This window comes from Kitasatospora sp. NPDC051170 (assembly GCF_044455705.1).
In the GTDB taxonomy this organism is placed as follows: domain Bacteria; phylum Actinomycetota; class Actinomycetes; order Streptomycetales; family Streptomycetaceae; genus Kitasatospora.
This window is the reverse complement of the sequence record NZ_JBITFA010000005.1, coordinates 385,668-403,126: the sequence shown is the minus strand read 5'-3', so window position 1 is coordinate 403,126 and position 17,459 is coordinate 385,668. Positions and strand designations below refer to the sequence as shown.

17 protein-coding genes, 2 tRNA genes and 1 riboswitch are annotated in these 17,459 nt (G+C 75.0%); of the genes, 15 read left to right on the top strand and 4 right to left on the bottom strand.

Features of this window, described 5'->3' with window-relative positions; all coding sequences use genetic code 11:
• The first annotated feature begins 112 nt into the window (after positions 1 to 112).
• From ACIBCA_RS14820 to ACIBCA_RS14805, 4 genes are all read left to right on the top strand, one after another.
• On the top strand, positions 113 to 1,429 hold the full coding sequence (locus ACIBCA_RS14820; RefSeq protein WP_396283255.1) for a PrsW family intramembrane metalloprotease: 1,317 nt from the start codon (positions 113 to 115) through the stop codon (positions 1,427 to 1,429).
• Positions 1,430 to 1,502: 73 nt separating this feature from the next.
• Positions 1,503 to 1,576, top strand: a tRNA-Met gene (locus ACIBCA_RS14815).
• 115 nt (positions 1,577 to 1,691) lie between these two features.
• Positions 1,692 to 1,765 (top strand) — tRNA-Met (locus ACIBCA_RS14810).
• 389 nt (positions 1,766 to 2,154) lie between these two features.
• The gene (locus ACIBCA_RS14805; protein WP_396283254.1) at positions 2,155 to 3,336 is read left to right on the top strand and encodes a hypothetical protein; all 1,182 of its coding nucleotides are present in this window, start codon (positions 2,155 to 2,157) and stop codon (positions 3,334 to 3,336) included.
• Here the strand turns inward: ACIBCA_RS14805 and ACIBCA_RS14800 are convergent.
• The 3 genes from ACIBCA_RS14800 to ACIBCA_RS14790 form a co-directional block, all read right to left on the bottom strand.
• The gene (locus ACIBCA_RS14800) at positions 3,325 to 4,047 is read right to left on the bottom strand and encodes a hypothetical protein (RefSeq protein WP_396283253.1); all 723 of its coding nucleotides are present in this window, start codon (positions 4,045 to 4,047) and stop codon (positions 3,325 to 3,327) included. The genes ACIBCA_RS14805 and ACIBCA_RS14800 overlap by 12 nt on opposite strands.
• Positions 4,048 to 4,114: 67 nt before the next feature.
• Complete coding sequence (locus tag ACIBCA_RS14795) at positions 4,115 to 4,855, bottom strand: sensor domain-containing protein (RefSeq protein ID WP_396283252.1); 741 nt, start codon at positions 4,853 to 4,855, stop codon at positions 4,115 to 4,117.
• A gap of 163 nt (positions 4,856 to 5,018) precedes the next feature.
• Positions 5,019 to 5,564, bottom strand: a complete 546-nt coding sequence (locus ACIBCA_RS14790) for a GNAT family N-acetyltransferase (protein WP_396283251.1) — start codon at positions 5,562 to 5,564, stop codon at positions 5,019 to 5,021.
• 38 nt (positions 5,565 to 5,602) lie between these two features.
• Between ACIBCA_RS14790 and ACIBCA_RS14785 the strand changes: the two genes are divergently transcribed.
• Positions 5,603 to 6,511, top strand: a complete 909-nt coding sequence (locus ACIBCA_RS14785) for a hypothetical protein (RefSeq protein WP_396283250.1) — start codon at positions 5,603 to 5,605, stop codon at positions 6,509 to 6,511.
• A 95-nt stretch (positions 6,512 to 6,606) separates the two neighbouring features.
• On the opposite strand, the gene ACIBCA_RS14780 is transcribed toward ACIBCA_RS14785, so the two are convergent.
• Positions 6,607 to 7,449 carry a M23 family metallopeptidase gene (locus ACIBCA_RS14780; protein ID WP_396283249.1) on the bottom strand — a complete coding sequence of 281 codons (843 nt, stop codon included), beginning with the start codon at positions 7,447 to 7,449 and terminating at the stop codon, positions 6,607 to 6,609.
• Positions 7,450 to 7,461: 12 nt separating this feature from the next.
• A riboswitch (cyclic di-AMP (ydaO/yuaA leader) is annotated at positions 7,462 to 7,620 on the bottom strand.
• 197 nt (positions 7,621 to 7,817) lie between these two features.
• Between ACIBCA_RS14780 and ACIBCA_RS14775 the strand changes: the two genes are divergently transcribed.
• The 10 genes from ACIBCA_RS14775 to ACIBCA_RS14730 all read left to right on the top strand — a co-directional run bounded on the left by ACIBCA_RS14775 (position 7,818) and on the right by ACIBCA_RS14730 (position 17,422).
• On the top strand, positions 7,818 to 8,102 hold the full coding sequence (locus ACIBCA_RS14775; protein WP_267884082.1) for a YiaA/YiaB family inner membrane protein: 285 nt from the start codon (positions 7,818 to 7,820) through the stop codon (positions 8,100 to 8,102).
• A 126-nt stretch (positions 8,103 to 8,228) separates the two neighbouring features.
• Complete coding sequence (locus tag ACIBCA_RS14770) at positions 8,229 to 9,053, top strand: alpha/beta fold hydrolase (protein ID WP_396283248.1); 825 nt, start codon at positions 8,229 to 8,231, stop codon at positions 9,051 to 9,053.
• Positions 9,054 to 9,141: 88 nt separating this feature from the next.
• The gene (locus tag ACIBCA_RS14765; protein WP_396283247.1) at positions 9,142 to 9,723 is read left to right on the top strand and encodes a TetR/AcrR family transcriptional regulator; all 582 of its coding nucleotides are present in this window, start codon (positions 9,142 to 9,144) and stop codon (positions 9,721 to 9,723) included.
• 108 nt (positions 9,724 to 9,831) lie between these two features.
• Positions 9,832 to 12,072, top strand: a complete 2,241-nt coding sequence (locus ACIBCA_RS14760) for a SpoIIE family protein phosphatase (RefSeq protein WP_396283246.1) — start codon at positions 9,832 to 9,834, stop codon at positions 12,070 to 12,072.
• 185 nt (positions 12,073 to 12,257) lie between these two features.
• Complete coding sequence (locus ACIBCA_RS14755; protein ID WP_396283279.1) at positions 12,258 to 13,538, top strand: sensor histidine kinase; 1,281 nt, start codon at positions 12,258 to 12,260, stop codon at positions 13,536 to 13,538.
• On the top strand, positions 13,522 to 13,935 hold the full coding sequence (locus ACIBCA_RS14750; RefSeq protein WP_031075938.1) for a roadblock/LC7 domain-containing protein: 414 nt from the start codon (positions 13,522 to 13,524) through the stop codon (positions 13,933 to 13,935). The genes ACIBCA_RS14755 and ACIBCA_RS14750 overlap by 17 nt, the downstream gene beginning before the upstream one ends.
• A complete protein-coding gene (locus ACIBCA_RS14745; RefSeq protein WP_396283245.1) occupies positions 13,932 to 14,279 on the top strand; it encodes a DUF742 domain-containing protein in 348 nt (115 codons plus the stop codon). The genes ACIBCA_RS14750 and ACIBCA_RS14745 overlap by 4 nt, the downstream gene beginning before the upstream one ends.
• Positions 14,257 to 14,880: a GTP-binding protein gene (locus tag ACIBCA_RS14740; protein ID WP_396283244.1), complete on the top strand. Its 624-nt coding sequence runs from the start codon at positions 14,257 to 14,259 to the stop codon at positions 14,878 to 14,880. The genes ACIBCA_RS14745 and ACIBCA_RS14740 overlap by 23 nt, the downstream gene beginning before the upstream one ends.
• Positions 14,877 to 16,355 carry a cytochrome P450 gene (locus ACIBCA_RS14735; protein WP_396283243.1) on the top strand — a complete coding sequence of 493 codons (1,479 nt, stop codon included), beginning with the start codon at positions 14,877 to 14,879 and terminating at the stop codon, positions 16,353 to 16,355. Before ACIBCA_RS14740 ends, ACIBCA_RS14735 begins: the two co-directional genes overlap by 4 nt.
• Positions 16,352 to 17,422 (top strand): cytochrome P450, encoded by a 1,071-nt coding sequence (locus tag ACIBCA_RS14730; RefSeq protein ID WP_396283242.1) that lies wholly within the window; start codon positions 16,352 to 16,354, stop codon positions 17,420 to 17,422. The genes ACIBCA_RS14735 and ACIBCA_RS14730 overlap by 4 nt, the downstream gene beginning before the upstream one ends.
• The last annotated feature ends 37 nt before the right edge of the window (positions 17,423 to 17,459 follow it).

Below are 17,459 nucleotides of genomic sequence, written 5' to 3'. Positions count from 1 at the left end.
AGCGAGCCCGGACGGGCGCGGTTGACCCGGACGGACCACCGGCCATGACCCGGACGGACGATTCGTCCCGACTCCTCCCGGCGGGCGGCCCCCGTGGCCTACCCTGAGCCGCATGGGCAGCCCGTCCGGCGGCGGGCTCCGGGCACCCGCCCGGGCCGCCGACGACGCACCGCAGACGACGGCTCCGCGCACCGGCGACACCCGGACCATCCCGGGGCCCCGGGGGCGCCGAGCCGAGCGGCCGTTGCCCCGGCCCGCCGTCGCCCCGGCCGACGCCGCGCCCCACCCGCCGCCCGGGGTGCGCACCCGCCTGACGGCGCTCTCCTCCGTCACCGCCACCACCGTGCTGACCCTGGCCGCCTGCGGAGTACTGATCCTCCACCTCGTCCAGCGGCAGACCGGCACGCTCGGCCTCTTCGTCGGCCTCGGCCTGGCGATGGTCCCGCTGCCCTTCGTGCTCGGCGCCCTGGCCTGGCTCAACCTGACGGCCAGGGTCCCGCTGCGGCACACCGTCTTCTGCCTCGCCTGGGGCGCCTGCGCGGCCACCACCGTCGCCATCCTGGCCAACAACTGGACGGCCAGCCACCTCGCCAACCGCCAGGGCCCGCTGGGCGAACTCCTCGGCCCCGGAATCGCCACCCCGCTCATCGAGGAGACCGCCAAGGCCACCGCCCTGCTCGTCCTGCTCCTCCCCCTCGGCCGGCGGCTGCGCTGCCACGGCCGCCGCACCGGCCGCCCCTGCGCACCCCTGCTGCACCGCCACCCCGCCCCGCGCCGGCCCCGCGGATGGGGGTCCCCCCGGCCGAAGGCCGCGGGAGGGCACCACCCGGCCGACCGCGCCCCCGGGCTGCGCCTGCGCCCGTACCTGCGCCCGCTGCCGTACCTGAGCCCGGCGCAGCCGCCCGGCGACGGCGGGCACCGCCGCTCCCGGCCGCGCACCCTGGCCGCCGGGGTGGTGCTCAGCGGGATGACGGCCTGCGGCTTCGCCTTCACCGAGAACGCCCTCTACCTCGGCCGGGCCTTCACCAGCGACCAGCGGCAGCGGCTGGACAGCATCGGCCTCGGCACCCGGCCCAGCATCCGCGACTTCGACGGCACCGTGCAGACCTTCGTGCTGCGCGCCCTGCTCTCCCCCTTCGCCCACCCGCTGTTCACCGCGCTGACGGGCATCGGCCTGGCCGTCGCCCTGACCAGCGGCCGGCGCTGGCTGTCCCGGCTGGCGGTGCCGGCCGGACTGCTGCTGGCGATGGCGCTGCACGGCACCTGGAACGCCGCCGCCGACCTGGGCACGGACGGCTTCCTGGTCGTCTACGGGGTGCTGATGGTGCCCTGCTTCCTCGCGCTGGTCGGCTTCGCCGCCTGGGCGAGATCCCGGGCCTCCCGCGGCCCCTCCCGGCGGGGGCACCGGCCGGCGGCGAAGCCGGCGTGAGCGGGGCCCCGACTGGGGCCCGGATAACCGATTTCCCTTCTCGGCGTCTTCCCCGTAGTGTTGTGTTCACCGACGCGGGGTGGAGCAGCTCGGTAGCTCGCTGGGCTCATAACCCAGAGGTCGCAGGTTCAAATCCTGTCCCCGCTACTCAGTAGCAGGAAGGCCCGGAGGACTCGTCCTCCGGGCCTTTCGCGTTCCCCGCACGCGACGGGAGAACCGATTTCCCTTCTCGGCGTCTTCCCCGTAGTGTCGTGTTCACCGACGCGGGGTGGAGCAGCTCGGTAGCTCGCTGGGCTCATAACCCAGAGGTCGCAGGTTCAAATCCTGTCCCCGCTACTCAGTAGCAGGAAGGCCCGGAGGACTCGTCCTCCGGGCCTTTCGCATTCCCCGGCGAAGATAAATCCGTTGCCCTCCCTCGGAGGGGCTGCCTATGGTGAGCCCACACTGAAAGGAGGTGATCCTGAGTTGAGTTCCTTCAGGATGCGTGAGGTGGCTGCTCGCTAGAGCCGCCCCTGCCTGCGCAGGGTGAGGCCCTCGGCCTCCGGCAGGCGAAATCCACAGCAGTCACCCGGCCCGTGGGCTCACCGGTACATCCCCGGTGCCTCGGCGCCTGGCCAGTGCACGGGCCGGCGCATGAGGAGCAGCCCACGGGCCGTCTGCATTCCCGAACCCGGACGACGGCGCTACCATCCGGAGCGCAACGGCGTGGACACAGGGGGTGTGCGGTGGCGAAGACGCGGCGGAGCGGGGCGGCGGGTCTGCGGACGGCGAGGGGGGCCGCGGCCTGGGTCCTCGCGGGGACGGGCCTGCTGGGCCTGCTGATGTTCGCGCTCGGCCGGGACGAGCCCTGGCAGGCGGTCGGCGGCGGTCTGGTGGTGGCCGGGGCCTCGGCGGTGCTCGGCGGCGCGCTGGGCTTCCTGTTCGGGGTGCCCCGGGTGCGCGGCGGCTCGGACGAGCCGCACGGCTCGTACGCGCCGAACACCAATCTGGAGCAGGTGTCCGACTGGCTCACCAAGGTGCTGCTGGGCGTCGGGCTGACGCAGCTGGGCTCGCTGGGCGAGCGGCTGCACCAGCTGGGCACGGCGCTGGCACCCGCGCTCGGCGGGGGCGCCCCGGCGGTGCCGTTCGCGGCGGCCCTGGTGCTGTACTTCGTGGTGCTCGGCTTCCTGGCGGGCTGGCTGGTGACCAGGCTGGCACTGCCCCGGGCGCTGACCGACGCCGACGAGGCGCTGGACCTCTTCCTCGCCGGGCAGGACCGCGACCGCCACGGCGACAAGGTCGGCGCGGACGACCTGCGGGTACGGGCGATGCAGCAGCTCGGCCTGCTCGGCGGCACGGCGGAGCAGCCGGCCGCGCTGGCCGGTCAGCTGCCGCCCTCGGCGGGTGCGGCGAACGGGCCGAACGGGCCGGACGGCGTGGTGGCCGAGGTCAGGGCGACGGCGCGGCGCTCGGCGCTGACGGCCGAGCAGGTGCGGCAGCTGTTCGCCGAGGGTTCGGAGGGCCGGCGCATCCAGGCGCTGGCGCTGATGCAGGGCGATCCGGCGCTGGCGGACCTGTCGAGCGTGCTGGAGGCGATCGAGCACCCGCGTTCGGACTTCGAGCAGTACCACGCGCTGCTGGCCGCCCGGGGGCTGCTCTCCCGGCTGCCCGCGGCCGACGCCCGCCGACTGCGGGACGCGGTGGCCGGGCGACTGATGGACCCGGAGGGGATTCCGTACCGGTCGGACCGCAGCTGGCTGGCGGAGAAGATCCTCTCCCAGCTGCCGACGGTGCCGCCGCTGGTCCCGGCCCAGCCCGAGGCGCGGACCGAGCCCCGGCAGGAGCCTGCTCAGCCCGCACCGGCCGAGGACCCCAACCCGTCAGGGCCGTCAGGGCCGTCAGGGCCGTCAGCCCCGTCAGCCCCGTAGGCCCCGCGCCCGGTGGTCGGCCGCGCGCAGGACCAGGACCTGGCGGGTGCGGCCGTCCCCGGGGCGCGGGAAGCGGTGGACCTCGCTGGCTATCCGGCGCTCGCCGAGCGCGTACCGCAGCCCGTCGAGGTGGCCGCAGCGGCGGCCGTACCCGTCGTGCAGCGGCTGGACGCGCACCTCGCCCTCCGGGGAGGTCACCCGGACCAGTTCGACGAGGGCGGCCAACTGCCGCTCGGGGCCGAACAGTTCGGGATAGGCGAAGAGCAGGTACCCGCTGAGGGTGAGCGCGAAGGTGCCGTCCGCGAAGGGCAGCCGGGGCAGCAGGGCGGCCACGTAGCGCTGGGGGTGGTCGGCCGAGTCGGCGGTGAACAGCCGGCGGGCGCGGTCCCAGCTGCGCAGGTAGCTCCCGGGGCGGCCCGGGGGCGGGTAGAGGTGCGGGCGCTCGGCCATGGCGGCGGCCATCGAGGAGCGGGCGGCCAGCGCGTGGGCGGCGACCACGGGCGGCGGCAGGGCGTACGCCGGGTCGGCGGCGACCACCCGGCAGCCGAGTTCGCGGGCCTCGGCGGCCAGTCCGGCGGCGCCGCCGGGGCAGTCGAGCAGCGGGCCGGGGAGAGCGGCGAGGCCGGCCCGGGTGAGGTCGAACAGGGCGCAGTACTCGTCCAGGGGCCGGGAGGTCACCAGGACGTCCGGGGTGCGAGTGGGGGCGGCCACGCGGCCATCGGACCACGCACCGCCCCCGCCCGCACCCCGGGAGAGCTCAGGAGGACCCCGGGCCGGTTCAGCGCCCGAGCAGGCCCTCGGCGGCGGCCCGGTCCACGTTGGTCAGGCCGCGCACCAGCTGCGCCGTGAGGAACACGAGCAGCAGGCCGAGCACGGAGACGGCCGCGATCTGCGCCGGCGACTGGACGTAGTACTCGTAGTGCCCGCCGTCGACGGTGAAGTCGTAGACCCGGTACCCGGGCCAGTCGACGTAGGTCGGGAAGACCCAGTGGTAGACGGGGTAGAGCGTCATCGCCCAGCCGAGCAGCAGGAACACCACGGTGATCACGAAGCGGAAGATCGCCCAGGGGAACATCACCACCTGGTGCAGCACGGCCTTCCAGCCCGCCGCGTCCGCCAGCCGCGCGGTGACGGAACCCCAGAAGCCCGGCCGGGTCGGGCGCACCGGCGCCGGACCGGGCACGTCCACGCCGAGCATCGAGCGCACCCGGGCCCGCTCCATCCGGCCGAGGCCCCGGGCCGCGACGGTCAGGGAGGCCAGGACGGGCAGGCCGAGGCAGGTGACGGCCGTGCCGAGGCCGAGGCAGAACAGCGTGATCGAGACGGCGAAGCCCACGATCGCCACCGGCAGGCCGGTGAGCGCGTAGCCGACCTCGCGGAAGTAGTGCGCGGAGAACGGCGCCCGCCAGAACGGCGGCGGCTCCTCGGTGCGGCGGGCCCGGGCGGGGCGCGGGCCGGCGTCGTCGCCGTAGCCGCCGAAGTCCCACTCGGCGTCCTGCGTGACGTGGCTGCTGCTCATGTTCCGTTCCCCCGGCCCTTCGCGGTGGTTCGTACTCCTTGACGACCACCAGTCTGGCCGAACGGGGGCACCGGGGAACATCGGGAGGCCCGGCGGATCGGGGGTGGGGTTAACCCCCCTGGGCCGGCTGCCGCTCGTCCTGCCGCTCGCCCTACCACTCGTCCTACCACTCGTCGGCGAGCAGCGAGTACTGGAACGCGTCCGACCAGACCCCGTCCTTGCACACGTCGTGCCGCAGCCGCCCCTCCAGCTGGAACCCGAGCCGGGTGAGCACCCGCGAGGAGGCCGGGTTGCCCACCTCGACCACCGCGACCAGCCGGTGCACGCCCAGCGGGCCGAAGGCGAGGCCGCAGAGCAGCCGGGCGAGCTCACCGCCGTAGCCCAGGCCCCAGGCGTCGCGGCGCAGCGCGTAGCCGAGGTGGGCGCTGCGGTGGCGGCCGAGGAAGAGCGAGCCCTGCCCGATCGGTGCGGCCCCGGGGTCCTCGCGCAGGGCGGCGGCGAGGCGGTAGACGCGCCGGGGCTCGGTCAGGGCCTCCTCCACGTACAGCTCCAGCTGGTCGGCGCAGTCCTCCGGCGTCCGCGGTCCGAAGGGCAGGTGGCGGGTGACCTCCGGGTCGCCGAACAGCGCGTACAGCGCCTCCACCTCCTCCGGGGTGTGGTGGTGTTCGCGGACGGCGAGGCGGGAGCCGGTGAGCTGGACGGGGACCATGGCTGCCGACCCTACTCGCGCGCGGATACCGTCGGAGCATGAACGACGAAGACCTGCGGCTCGCCCCGCGCACCAGGGCCGCCGACCTGCTCGCCTGGGCGGCCGGGCAGGACCGCCCACCGGTGGCCGAGGAGCCGCTGCGGACGGTGCTGGCGCTGCTGGAGCTGGGCGAGGGCAGGATGCACGACGGCTGGCCCGAGCTGACCTCGAACGCGGTGGAGCACCTGCTGTACGAGCGGCTGCACCTGTACGTCCAACCCGCGCCGGAGGCGGACCCCCTGGCGTACGGCGACGCCGTACGGCTGCTGGTCGACCACCAGCGGGCGACCAAGCGGCTCAACGCCAAGCGCCAGGAGCGGCTGCACGCCGAGGCCGAGTGGCAGGGGGAGGTCGCCGCGGGGCTGCTGCGCCGCGCCGACCTGGTGACCTGGCCCCGGCTGTACGCCCTGCTGCTGCACGCGCACGGGGTGGACGTGTCCGACGAGGCCGCCGTGCGCGACTGGCTGGGCGCCTTCGCCGAGCTGGGCGAGGAGGAGCGCCACGCCGCGTTCGAGGCGCTGGCCGAGGCCGGGTGGCTGGACGAGCCGGACGAGCGGGGCTGGGGCCCGGCCCGGGCGCTGTCCGTGGGCATGGCCACCGACGGCGCACGCCGGCTGCTGGAGCACGGGCTGATGCGGCGCAGCTACCGCAACCTGGCCGAGCTGACGGCGCTGGGCCGGCCGATGCCGGAGGAGCTGGCCGGGGACTTCGAGGGGCTGGAGGACGCGGCGGCCCGGGCGGCGCTGGAGCTGTTCGGGGAGTGGACGGTGCCGGGGCTGGCGCGGCTGCTGGTCGAGGAGTTCCCTGAGCTGGCGCCGGAGCCCGGTCCGGAGGAGATCGACGCGTACCTGGCGCAGGTGCCTGCGGAACCCGGGGAACAGGCGGACCAAGCGGAACTACAGGAGTAGTGGCACTACGCGAGTAGTGCCACTACTGGAGTAGTCCCACGACGGAAGCGGTGCGAGAAGGGCCCCGGCGAGCGCCGGGGCCCTTCCGCGATCCGTCAGGGGGTGAGGCCCCGCTGCTCGAGCCAGGTCTCCGGGTCGACCGGGGCGCCGCCGCCGGGGCGGACCTCCAGGTGCAGGTGCGGGCCGGTGACGTTGCCGGTGGCGCCGACCTTGCCGATCTGCTGGCCGCCGGTGACGCTGCCGGAGCCCTTGATGATCGAGGAGAGGTGGCAGTACCAGATCTCGGTGCCGTCGGGCAGGGTCTCGACGATCCGGTAGCCGTACGAGCCGGACCAGCCGGCCGAGGTGATGGTGCCCTGGCCGATGGCCATGACCGGGGTGCCGGTGTCGGCGGCGAAATCCAGGCCCGTGTGCAGGTGGGCCCAGTAGCGGGCGCTCTGGCCGTAGTGGGCGGAGAGGCGGTAGTCGGAGACCGGCAGGGTGAGGGCGGCGGCCTTCTTGGCCTCGGCCTCGGCTGCGGCCTTCTTCGCCTCGGCCTCCTTGGCGGCGGCCTTGGCCTCCGCCTCCTTCGCGGCCTGGAGGCGGGCGCCCTCCTCGGCGGCGGTGCGCTGGCTGTCGGCCTGCTGCTGGATGCGCGCGGCGAGGGCGAGGCCGGGGTCGGCGGCGAGGGCGACGGGGGTCTCGTCGGGGGCCTCGACGGCGGGGGCGGCGGCCGGGGTCGCGGAGGCGAAGCCGGTGGCACCCAGGGTGGCGGCGACGGCGGTGACGCCGAGCAGCGGGGAGGCGCCGCGGGTCTGACGCGGCATCCGGTGGCGGTTGGTCTCGGTCTCGGCCGCGAGGGGGCCGTCCGGCTCGAAGCCGTCGTGGCCGGGATGTTCGAGCAGCTGGGTACCGGCTGCGGGGCCGGCCGGGTGTGCCGGGGTGTGCGTCGACGCCACGGGGGCGCGCTCCTTTCCTTCCCTCGCGCCTACCGGGTTAGCTGACGGGTTCGGAGCAGGAAGGTCTCCTACGGCCGGGCCGGAGCCCCGCCGATTCACCCCAAGGAACGTGGTTCCCCGGCTCCCTGACCTGCCCGAAGGCCGGCCGGTGGGATTAGGCGACGGCGCACGGTGCCGTCTGGGTACGGCGTTGAAGACCGCGCTGCGTTATCAAACGTTAATCCGAGGAGGCTCTGATTCCAAGCCGTTCGTCCGGGACGACCGGGAAGCGGGTGAGGGGACGTCAACGAACGATCCCCCGTTGCACGGCCCCGACTGAGTACCGCTACTCATGTGCCAAGGGCCGGAGCGCACGCATGCTGGGCGCCATGAGCGCACCGATGCAGTCACGCACCACGGCCGCGTACTACGTCCAGGCCGTCCTGTCCTTCGGCGTCTCCGCCACGGCCCTCGCCGCGGGGATCGCCTATCTGCCGGTCGGGGGGTGGGTCCGCGCCTTCCTCGGCGTGGGCCTGCTCTACACCGTCACCTCCGCCTTCACGCTGGCGAAGGTGATCCGGGACCGACAGGAGGCCGGCGACACCGTCGCCCGGGTGGACCAGGCCCGGCTGGAGAAGCTGCTGGCGGAGCACGATCCGTTCCAGGGGGCCTGACAGGGCCCCGACCTGGGAATCCTCGATCCGTGGCGCCGATAGCTTGACAGCTAAGGCTATTAGCCTTAGCTTTATGGCTATCGGCAGCACCGCGCAGCACCCCGCACCGGACCGAGGAGAGAACCCATGAACGGCACCACCGCCCCCGCCACCCAGTACCTCGACCTCCCCGGCGGCCGGATCGCCTTCGACGACACCCGGCAGGGCGAGGGCCTCCCCGTCCTCCTGCTCCCCGGGATGCTCGACAGCCGCACCGCGTACCGCCACCTCAGGCCGCTGCTCACCGCCGCCGGCCGACGGGTGATCACCATGGACCTGCGCGGCTTCGGCGAGTCCGGCATCGCCTGGGACGACTACTCCCCCGCCGCGGTCGCCGGGGACGCCCTCGCCCTCCTCGACCACCTCGGCATCGAGCGGGCCGTCCTGGTCGGGCAGTCCTACACGGGCGCCACCGTGGTGCGCGCCGCCCTCGACGCGCCCGGGCGGGTCGCCGGGATCGCGCTGATCGACGCCTTCGTCGAGAACCCGCCCAGCGGGCTGATGAAGGCCGTCATGAAGGTGATGGGCACGATGCTCGTCCACTGGCCCGCCGCCTGGGGCTTCTACCTCCGCAAGATGGCCTACCCGGGCGCCAAGCCCGCCGACTTCGAGGCGTACGTGGACGGGCTGGTCGCCGCCCTGCGCACCCCCGGCCGCAAGGTCGCCACCCGCGGGCACGTCGGCGGGGACTCCGCGCCGGTGGGCTGGGCGGCCGGGGTGCGGTGCCCGGCGATCGTGCTGATGGGCAGCAAGGACCCCGACTTCCCCGACCCGGCGGCCGTCGCCGGGCGGCAGGCGGCGGCGCTGCGGGCGGAGAAGGTGATGATCGAGGGGTCGGGCCACTACCCGATGGCCGACAACCCGCAGGCCGTCGCCGAGGCCTTGCTGCCCTTCCTCGCCGAGCGCGGCTGACACCGCGAGCCCGCACCCGGTCCCGCTCCCGACCCCGATCACGCGCCCGATCACGCGCCCGCCCCTTCGTACGGAGAGAGACACCCCCATGCCCCGCGTAGGACTGAACCCCGAGCAGGTCGTCGACCACGCCCTCGGCCTCATCGACGAGCAGGGAGCGGAGGGGCTGACCCTCGCCGCCGTCGCCGCCCGGGCCGGTGTGGCGACGCCCTCGCTGTACAAGCACGTCAGCGGCGGCCTGACCGAACTGCGGCGGCTGGTCGCCGTCCGCGTCACCGGGGAGCTCGCCGACCGGCTCGCGGAGGCGGCCGTCGGGCGCAGCGGGGACGACGCCGTCGCGGCCGTGCTGCGGGCGTACCAGGCGTACGCCACCGCGTACCCGCACCGCTACCACGCGCTCCCGCAGGCGCCCCAGCCCGACGAGGACCTCACCCGGGCGGCGGGCCGGCTCGTCGGGGTGATCATCGCCGTGCTGCGCGAGTACGGGCTCGACGGCTCCGAGGCGATCCACGCGGCCCGGACGGTGCGGTCGATGGCGCACGGCTTCGCCGCCCTGACCACCTCCGGCGCCTTCCAGCTGGCCGAGGACCTGACGACCACGCACGACCGCCTGATCACCACCCTCACCACCGCTCTGCGCGGCTGGCCCGGAGCGCCCGCGCCGCGCTGAACCCCCGCTGAGCCCCCGCCGAGCCCCCGCCGAACCGTCGGCGGGCCGGGACGCGCGGGGCCGGTGGGGCGGGAGTCGGGCGTGGGCGAAATGGGGTATGAAGAATCAGTGCGCCCCGCCGAACCCGCCGCCGAGCCCGCCACCGAACCCGCCGCCGAGCCCGCCACCGACGAGACGATCCGGACGACCCCGCGCAGCGCGATGCGGTGCGTGCGGCTGCTGCTCGGGTGCGGCAGTGCGGCCGAGCTGCTGGGGACGGTCCTGGACGAGGGGCCCGGGTGGATCACCGGGGAGGGCTCGGCCCTCTACCTGGTGGACGCGGGCGGGATGCTGCGGCTGACGGCCTCGCACGGGCTGCCCGACTGGGCGCACGAGCGCTACGGCGTGGTCGACCCGGCCGGGGACCTGCCGGCGGCGATGGCGCTGCGGCTGCGCCGCCCGTACCTGATGAGCCCCGAGCACACCAGCGTCGACTACCCGAACAGGAACACCGGGATGGGCACCGGCATGGTCGCCGTGGTGACCCTTCCGATGGTGGTGGACGAGCAGCCGGTCGGGGTGCTGGCCCTGGCGCTGGCCCACCGGGGGACGGTGCCGCGCCGCGACCTGGACGTGCTGGAGACCATCGGCGACGCCTGCGCCCACCGCCTCGCCCATCTGCTGGACCACGCGGACGTGCGCACCCTGAAGCTCCCGGCCCCCGACGGCGCGGCCGCCGCGCATCCGCTGGTGTCGCTCGCCGTCCGGGCCTCCGGGCACGGCGCCTTCGAGCGCGACCTCGTCACCGGTGAGAGCTACTGGGACGAGGCGGCGTTCCGCCTGGCCGGGCGGCCCGTCGCCCCGGACGGCGAGGCGCCGGAGCTGGAGCGGGTCGTCCACCCCGAGGACCTGCCCGACGTGCAGGCCGCGCTGGCCGAGGCGCTGGCGGCCGGCGGGCGCTACCGGATCGGCTACCGGATGCTGCGCCGGGGCGGCCGGGCGACGCCCGTCGAGGAGTCCGGCGAGGTGATGCTGGACGTCCACGGCCGCCCGGTGCGCATCGCCGGGCTGCTCTCCGAGGTGCGGCGCCCGGAGGCCGCGGCGGCGGGGCCGGCCGGCGCGCGGACGGCGCTGCTGCTCTCCCTCACCCGGGCGCTGTCCCGGGCGGTGACCGTACGGGAGGTGACCACCGCCGTCACCGACGTGGCCCGCCCGGCGTTCGGCGCCGCGAGCATCGTGCTGGACCTGGTGGACGAGGGCCGGCTGCTGCCCGTCTCGCACACCGTGTACGGCGGGCCGCGCCGAGCCGAGCTGACCCGGCTGGCGGACCTGTCCGAGGGCGTGATGCGGGACGCGCTGACCCGCTCGGCCCCGCTGTTCAGCGAGCCGGCCGGCCCGAAGCCGGGTGGCGCCCCGGCCGCCTGGGCGGTGCTGCCGCTGGTGGCCTCCGGGCGGCAGGTCGGCTCCTGCCTGATCACCTTCGCCACCGAGCGCGCGTTCAGCCGCGAGGACCGCACCCTGTACTCGGCCTTCGCCGGGATCCTCGCCCAGTCCCTGGAGCGGGCCCGGCTGTTCGACACCCAGCACCACCGCGCCGGCGAGCTGCAGCGCGCGATGCTGCCGCGCACCCTGCCCGCGCTGCCCGGGATCGCCAGCGCCGCCCGCTACCTGCCGAGCACCGAGGGCATGCAGATCGGCGGTGACTGGTACGACCTGCTGCGGCTGCCGGACGGCCGGATCGGGCTGGTGATCGGCGACGTGCAGGGCCACAACGCCGAGGCCACCGCCGTGATGGGCCAACTCCGCAGCGGCCTGCGGGCGTACGCGACGGACGGGCACGACCCGGCGGCGGCGCTGGAGCGGACGAGCCGGCTGCTGGCCGGGCTGGACACCGACCTGTTCGCGACCTGCCTCTTCCTCACCCTGGACCCGGCGGACGGCACCCTGACGGCGGCCCGCGCCGGCCACCCGCCGCCGGTGCGGATCACCGGGGACGCCGAGGCCGTCGAGCTGGCGCTGCCGGGCGGGCCGCCGCTGGGCGTGGAGCCCGGGCAGCCGTACCCGCTGGCGGTGGAGCACCTGGGGGTCGGCGAGACGCTGCTGGCGTACACCGACGGGCTGGTGGAGGACCGCGAGGAGGACTACGACGAGTCGGTGCAGCGGATGCTCGGCGGGCTGGAGCTGTGGGCCCGCCAGGCGGGGCCGGGGAGGATCGGGTCGGCGGCCGCGCTGGAGCGCCTGGCCGACCTGCTGACGCTGAACGTGACCGAGCGGCGGTCCCGGCCGGACGACGTGGCGCTGCTGCTCCTGCACCGGGCGCCGTCGCTTCCCGACAGCCTGCACACGAATTCCACACATCCGGGGTCGTGAATCGGCCGATCACGGGGCGCCGCAGGCACCCACGAGGTCTGGACCGGCCAGTACTCCTGCCCTAGGATCGCGTTCGAACCAGGCCGAATTGACGCCACGTTGCCGGATTTTGACGAGATCCAGTCACTTGGCGAGATCTGTTCACACCTTCGTAGGATCATCGCCCTAGAATTCGCGGCGTGACGATGACTCAGTGGTGCGCAACGGCAACCGGCGTCCTCGCCGTCCTCGCCCTCGTGACCGCCGCGCGGTACCGGGCCGTGTCCGTCACCCACCGCCGCCGGGCCGACCGGCTCCGGCGCGAGCTGCACGAGGCCCGGGAGCAGCTCGCCCTCGAACAGGAACGCCGCGACACCGAACTGGCCGTCGTCCAGCACGAGCACGAACTCACCGCCTCCACCCAGCGGGCCTTCCTCAGCGTCGCCCGCCGCATCCTCGTCATGGCCCACGACCAGCAGGCCCTGCTCGACGAGATGGAGCGCACCCACGACGACCCCGTCCTGCTGGAGGGCCTGCTCAAGGCCGACCACGCCGCCGCCCAACAGGCCCGCCTCGCCCAGACCCTGGCCGTACTCTGCGGCGCCCGCGCCGGGCGCAACTGGCCCGAACCCATCGCCCTGGAGGACGTGGTGCGCGGCGCGCAGTCCCGCATCCTCCCGTTCCAGCGGGTGGTGCTGCGCAGCCGCATCGAGTCCGCCGTCATCGGCGCCGCCGCCGAGGCGCTGATCCACGCCACCGCCGAACTGCTGGACAACGCCACCCGCTACTCCCCGCCCAGCACGCAGGTGTACGTGACCCTCGTACCGGTGCACAACGGCGCCGTGATCGAGATCGACGACTGCGGCGTCGGCATGCCCGAGCAGGCCGTCGCCAAGGCGTCCGCCGCCCTGTCCGGGGGCAGCACCCTGGAGGTCTCCCGGCTCGGCGAGGTCCCGCAGTTGGGCCTGGCCGCCGTCGGCCGGCTCGCCGAGCAGTACGGCTTCCGCGTCACGCTCAGCTCGGCGCCCTCCCCGTACGGCGGGGTGCGGGTGGTCGTGCTGCTGCCCAACGCGCTGCTCACCGAGCCGCTGCCGCCGACCGTCCCGGGCCTCGGCCCCTCCGGACCCGCCTTCGGCGCCGTGCCCCAGACCGGCACCCCCTCAGGCCACTTCACCGGTCACCCGCTGGTGGAGACCCCGCCGCCCGGCCCCACCCCCACGGCCGACGGCACCCCGCCCCCGCTGCCTCGCCGGAGCCACCGGCGCCCCCGCGCGGGCCGCACCGCCCAGCACGCCGCTCCCCCACCGCCGCCCGCGCCGCCGCACCGCTCGGCCCGGGACGCGCAGGCGTTCATGGCGATGTTCCAGGCCGGGACGGCCAGCGGCCGCACGGCCGCCCGCGCCCGGGCCCTGGAGCAGAACGACCCTTCCCTGTCCGCTTCCCCCCGACTTCCCCAGCCCGGAGAGTTCCATGACCACCGCCCCTGACCTCGGTTGGCTGCTCGCCGACATCATCGCCGTGCCGCAGGTCCAGCACGCCGTCGTCGTCTCCAGCGACGGCCTGGAGATCGGCCGCAGCGCCGAGATCGCCCGCGAGGACGCCGAGCGGCTCGCCGCCGCCTGTTCCGGCCTCCAGTCACTGGCCCGGGGCGTCGCGGTGGGCTTCGGCGGACCGGACAGCGCCACCCGGCAGATCATCGTCGAGTACGGCGGCGGCTACCTGTTCATCGTCGCCGCCGGAGCCGGCGCGCACCTGGCCGTGGTCACCGGCGAGGCGGTCGACGCCGGGCTGGTCGCCTACCAGATGCAGATGCTCGTCGAGCGGATCGGCGCCCACCTGACCAGTCCCCCGCGCTTCGACCACGCGGCGCAGGGCCTGCGGTGAGCGGTCCCGTACGGCCGTACGTCATCACCGGGGGCCGCAGCCGGCCCACCCGGACCGACCTGGCCGTGGAGAGCCTCGTCAGCGCGTTACCGCACCCGCCGGAGCTGCCCCAGCACGTGCTGCTCAACCGGGAGCACCGGCGCATCGTGGCGCTCTGCCACAGCCTGCTGTCCGTCGCCGAGGTGGCGGCCCACCTGGGGCTGCCGCTCGGCGTGGTCAAGGTGCTGGTCGGCGACCTCTGGGACCTGGGCGCCGTGCAGGTCCTCCCGCCCGTCCCGCAGGCCGAGCGCCTGCCCACCACCCTCCTGGAGGAGGTGCTCGTTGGGCTCCGCCAACTCCGCTGACGTCGACTCCGCCGACGCCGGGCCGCAGTACCTGCCCTCCTCGGTGCGGGGCTCGGTGAAGATCCTCGTCACCGGGCCGTTCGGGGTGGGCAAGACCACCCTGGTCGGCTCGCTCAGCGAGATCGCCCCGCTGCGCACCGAGGAGACCATGACCGCCGCCAGCACCGGCGTCGACGACCTGACCGGACTGGACGGCAAGACCAGCACCACCGTCGCCCTGGACTTCGGCCGGATCACCCTCAACTCCCGCCTGGCGCTCTACCTGTTCGGCACCCCCGGCCAGCAGCGCTTCCTGCCGCTGTGGGAGGACCTCTCGCGCGGCGCGCTCGGCGCCATCGTGATGGTCGACCTGCGCCGGCCCGACGAGAGCTTCGAGGTGCTCGGACGGCTGGAGGAGCAGCGCATCCCCTTCGCCGTGGCCGTCAACACCTTCCCCGGGACGCCGAGTTACCCCGAGGAGGAGGTGCGCGCCTCGCTGGACGTGCTGCCCGACGTGCCGCTGCTCTTCTGCGACGCCCGCGACCGCCGGCAGTCCTACGACCTCCTGATCGACTTCGTGGACCACCTGCACCGCAGCTCCCTGCTGGAGCTGAGGGCATGACGCCGCCCGATCCCGAGGCCGCCGGCTGCCCCGTCACCCGCGGCGCCCGACTCCCGTACGGCGACCACCACTTCGGGCAGGCGCCGCGCCCGGCCCCGCTGTACGGCGCCGCCGTCGCCGACGACCCGCACGGCCTGTACGCGCGGCTGCGCGAGCGCCACGGGCAGGTCGCCCCGATCGAGCTGGAGCCCGGCGTCGAGGCGTGGCTCGTCCTCGGCTACGGCGAGCTGCTCGAACTCACCCGCAACGAGACCCTGTTCTCCAAGGACTCCCGGCACTGGCGGGTGCCCGCCGAGGGCCGCCTCGCCCCCGACTCCCGGCTGCTGCCGATGACGGCCTGGCGCCCCACCCTGCTCAACCTGGACGGCGCCGAGCACCAGCGACTGCGCGCCGCCGTCTCCGACACCCTCGCCCAGATCGACCACCACCAGCTGCGCGAGACCACCGAGGCCGCCGCCAACGGCCTCATCGACGGCTGGGGCCCGGACGGCACCGCCGACCTCATCGCCCAGTACGCCCGCACGCTGCCCCTGCTGGTCTTCACCCAGCTCCTCGGGCTGCCCGCCCAGGCCGGGCCCCGGCTCATCGAGCTGATCAGCCACCTCGTGGACAGCGGCCCCCAATCGGTGCGCGCCAACCAGGAGTTCCAGGCGATCCTGGTGGACCTCGTCCGCCGCCGCCGGGCCGCGCCCAGCGCCGACCTCACCTCCTGGCTGCTCGCCCACCCGGCCGCGCTGAGCGACGAGGAGGCGGTGCACCACCTGGTGGTGCTGATGATCGCGGGCAACGAGACGTCCATCAACTGGACCGGCAACACCCTGCGGCTGCTGCTCACCGACCGGCGCTTCCGCACCACCATCACCGGCGGGCGGCTGACCGTCTCCGACGCGCTGGAGGAGGTGCTGTGGCGCGACCCGCCGACGCAGAACTTCCCCGGCCGCTGGGCCACCGCCGACACCGTGCTCGGCGGCCAGCACATCGCCGCCGGCGACATGCTGGTGCTCGGCCTGGCCGCGGCCAACGCCGACCCGGCCGTCCTCGGCGGCGCCTCCGCCGCGCAGGGCTCCCTCGGCGGCAACCGGGCCCACCTGGCCTGGGGCGCCGGCGAGCACGTCTGCCCGGCGCAGCACCCGGCGCGGATCATCGTCGAGACCGCCGTCGAGACCCTGCTGCACCGGCTGCCGGACCTCCAGCTCGCCGTCCCCGCCCACGACCTGACCTGGCGCCCCTCCCCGTGGTCGCGGGCGCTGACCGCCCTGCCGGTGCTCTACAGCGCCTTCACCCCGCCCCGCCCCCCTGCACCGGAGAGATCCGCATGGACACCGCCCCCGGCCGCTCCGCAGCCGCCCGCGACGCCGAACCGATCCGGCTCGACCCCTTCGGACGCGACCAGCACGGCGAGAACGCCCGACTCCGGGCAGCCGGGCCCACGGTCCTGGTGGAGCTCCCTGGCGGGGTGGTGGTCTGGGCGGTGACGCACCACGACACCCTCCAGTCGGTGCTCGCCGACCCCCGGATCGGCAAGAACGCCCAGCTGTGGACGACCTTCCGGGAGGGCCGGCTGCCGCAGGGCTGGCCGCTGCTCAACTTCGTCGCCGTCCCGGGCATGGTCACCGCGGACGGCGAGGACCACCGGCGGCTGCGCGGGCTCGTCAGCCAGGCGTTCACCCCGCGCCGGATCGCCGCGCTGGCGCCCGCGATCGAGGCCCGGGCGCTCGCGCTGCTGGACGGGATCGCCGGTCTGGAGGGCGAGTTCGACCTGCGCGAGCGCTACGCCTACCCGCTGCCCATGCAGGTGATCGGCGAACTGCTCGGCTTCGCCGAGGATCAGCAGGACGAACTGCACGCGCTCTGCGACACGCTGGTCTCCAGCGCGGCCACCCCCGAGGCGGCCGTGGCCGCGCAGCGGGACCTCAACGCGCTGCTCGCCTCGGTGGTGGCGGCCAGGCGCGCCGAGCCGGGCGACGACCTGACCAGCGCCCTGATCGCGGTACGGGAGAGCGGCGATCGGCTGAGCGAGGCCGAACTCGTCGGCACCCTGCTGCTGATGCTGATAGCCGGGCACGAGACCACGCTCAACCTCATCACCAACGCGGTCCGCGCCCTGCTCGCCCACCCCGACCAGCTGCGGCTGCTGCTGGAGGGCGCGCGGCCGTGGTCGGCGGCCGTCGAGGAGACCCTGCGCCACGACTCGCCCGTCGGGCAGTTCCCGCTGCGCTACGCGATGGAGGACATCGAGGTCGGCGGGGTGCTCGTACGGCGCGGCGAGGCGCTGCTGGCCTCGTACGCGGCGGCCGGGCGCGACGGCGGGCACCACCCGGACGCGGACCGCTTCGACCTGTCCCGTACCTCCAGGCACCTCTCGCTGGGCCACGGCCCGCACTTCTGCCTCGGCTCGGGGCTGGCCCGGCTGGAGGCGGAGACGGCGCTGCGGCACCTGTTCGGGCGCCACCCCTCGCTGGCGCTCGCCGAGGGGCGGACGAACGAGCCGCTGCCGTCCTTCGTCAGCAACGGTGTGCGGACCCTGTGGGTGACGGCCTGAAAGGGGCCGCTCGGGGGTGACGGTCGGGCCCACGGGG

Excerpts from the sequence above, each read along its gene's own strand:
- ACIBCA_RS14790 (WP_396283251.1), bottom strand. The coding sequence starts at position 5,564 with ATGGTCCCCGTCCAGCTCACCGGCTCCCGCCTCGCCGTCCGCGAACAC.
- ACIBCA_RS14785 (WP_396283250.1), top strand. The coding sequence starts at position 5,603 with ATGAACGACGAAGACCTGCGGCTCGCCCCGCGCACCAGGGCCGCCGAC.
- ACIBCA_RS14765 (WP_396283247.1), top strand. The coding sequence starts at position 9,142 with ATGCCCCGCGTAGGACTGAACCCCGAGCAGGTCGTCGACCACGCCCTC.
- ACIBCA_RS14735 (WP_396283243.1), top strand. The coding sequence starts at position 14,877 with ATGACGCCGCCCGATCCCGAGGCCGCCGGCTGCCCCGTCACCCGCGGC.
- ACIBCA_RS14755 (WP_396283279.1), top strand. The coding sequence starts at position 12,258 with ATGACTCAGTGGTGCGCAACGGCAACCGGCGTCCTCGCCGTCCTCGCC.
- ACIBCA_RS14820 (WP_396283255.1), top strand. The coding sequence starts at position 113 with ATGGGCAGCCCGTCCGGCGGCGGGCTCCGGGCACCCGCCCGGGCCGCC.
- ACIBCA_RS14750 (WP_031075938.1), top strand. The coding sequence starts at position 13,522 with ATGACCACCGCCCCTGACCTCGGTTGGCTGCTCGCCGACATCATCGCC.
- ACIBCA_RS14775 (WP_267884082.1), top strand. The coding sequence starts at position 7,818 with ATGAGCGCACCGATGCAGTCACGCACCACGGCCGCGTACTACGTCCAG.
- ACIBCA_RS14795 (WP_396283252.1), bottom strand. The coding sequence starts at position 4,855 with ATGAGCAGCAGCCACGTCACGCAGGACGCCGAGTGGGACTTCGGCGGC.
- ACIBCA_RS14770 (WP_396283248.1), top strand. The coding sequence starts at position 8,229 with ATGAACGGCACCACCGCCCCCGCCACCCAGTACCTCGACCTCCCCGGC.